General features: G+C 36.6%; 1 protein-coding gene. It reads right to left on the bottom strand.

What is annotated here, in order from left to right; translation table 11 throughout:
* Nucleotides 1–164: 164 nt before the first annotated feature.
* On the bottom strand, nt 165–1,256 hold the full coding sequence (locus FHQ30_RS12890) for a porin (protein ID WP_139611148.1): 1,092 nt from the start codon (nt 1,254–1,256) through the stop codon (nt 165–167).
* Nucleotides 1,257–1,607: the final 351 nt, after the last annotated feature.

A 1,607-nucleotide genomic window follows, 5' to 3' on the forward strand; every position in this document is an offset into this window, starting at 1 on the left:
GCGATTATATATCGCCCCGAACTGCACATTGCATTTTTTGTTATTAATTGCTTATACCGCACTTCGTAAACTGGCGGATAGCTAATCCGCCCAAGTCTTCCGCGCAAAAACGAAAAGGTCGGCATAAGCCGACCTTGTTTAATGTTTTCTGTGTTAACAGATGATTAGAAGAATACGCGTAAGCCTACGCCAATTTTGTTGTCAGTTGTTTTATTTTTAGATTCAACACCTTTATATTTGAAAGAACCACCTTCCAAATATGTCACAACATTTTTGTGGATTTTATAATCTGCACCTAAAATCCAAGCATTCAACTTGACATCTTCATCGCCATCAACATCTTTGGTTGCTTTACCCCAAATATACTCACCGTAAACAGAGGCATTCTCTAAGTATTGGTATTTAACACCCAGTTCAATTTCACGAATTTTGCCAAATTGAGTTTGAGTTGCTTTACCATCATCTTTCTTAACAACGCGGTATGTTACACCATAAGCATCGCTATTGGTTTTACGTTGTGCATAATCAACACCGATTGAGAATTTGTCATAAGACAATTCCAAACCAGTTGTAAAGCCTTTTTCTTTGTAAGATTTAGCTTCTGCAGTAACAGTAGGAGCAACCGCTCTATTATCTAAGCTGTAGCCGATATCAAATTTAACACCTAAATCACCAAATTTGTTATTGTAGAACGCACCCACTACATAACCATTGTTATTTTTAGTGTTTTTAGTTGCCAGGATATTTCCGTCTTTATCTTTTAAATCTGTAGCTTTAGCTGAGCTACCGAACAAGTAGTCTGCACCGAAACCAAAGCCACCAAAGGTATCAGAACGGAAGTGAACCACTTTGTCACCTGAGTCAGTTACTTTATTGATGCCACCTAAGTTATAAGTGTAATCAGAAACACCAACTTCATCCCCAGTAGTCAGTTGTTTACCAAATGTCAATCTGCCGATGCCATCTTGTTTAAAACCAGCCCATAAACGTGCTGTTTTTACTGAGCTATCAAAATCCGGACGAACTTCAAGTTGTCCAATCGCGCTTAAGCCGCTGCCTAAGTCTTGTGACGCATTAACAGTGATACGTGAACCGCTGTTTTTTAAATCTGTACGTTTATCAGTTTCTTTTTGTAAAAGTAAACGAACGGAACCGCCAACTTCTACTTTAGAACCGTCTTGGTCATAAACCACTGCTGCATTTGCGGAAGTTGCTGCTACCGCTGCTACTGCTAAAGCTACTAATGTCTTTTTCATGATAGTCTGCCTTTTTACTTTAATTTAAAATGAATTTATCTATGTTGCTAGTGCATAAATAAACGGAACTTAATTGAACTTTACATTAATTATGTTGTCCAACTCGGTTTTTAATTTCCGAGGTCATACTGACAGAATCCATTTTTCGTGTCAACCCTAGCCCGCCTTTAGAAAATAAACAGCAATGCTATATATTTCAATATATTAAGATAAACGATTGCTCACCAATGAGCGTTTTACATACAAACAACCCCTACTTTTGGAGTGTTTTATTCATCACTTACTTTGTAAATTATGTTGCATTTTAACATAACATATTGATTTTAAATAAATAAAATAAATTAACACTTT

The organism is Testudinibacter sp. 'clade 2' (assembly GCF_006227735.1).
Lineage (GTDB): Bacteria > Pseudomonadota > Gammaproteobacteria > Enterobacterales > Pasteurellaceae > Chelonobacter.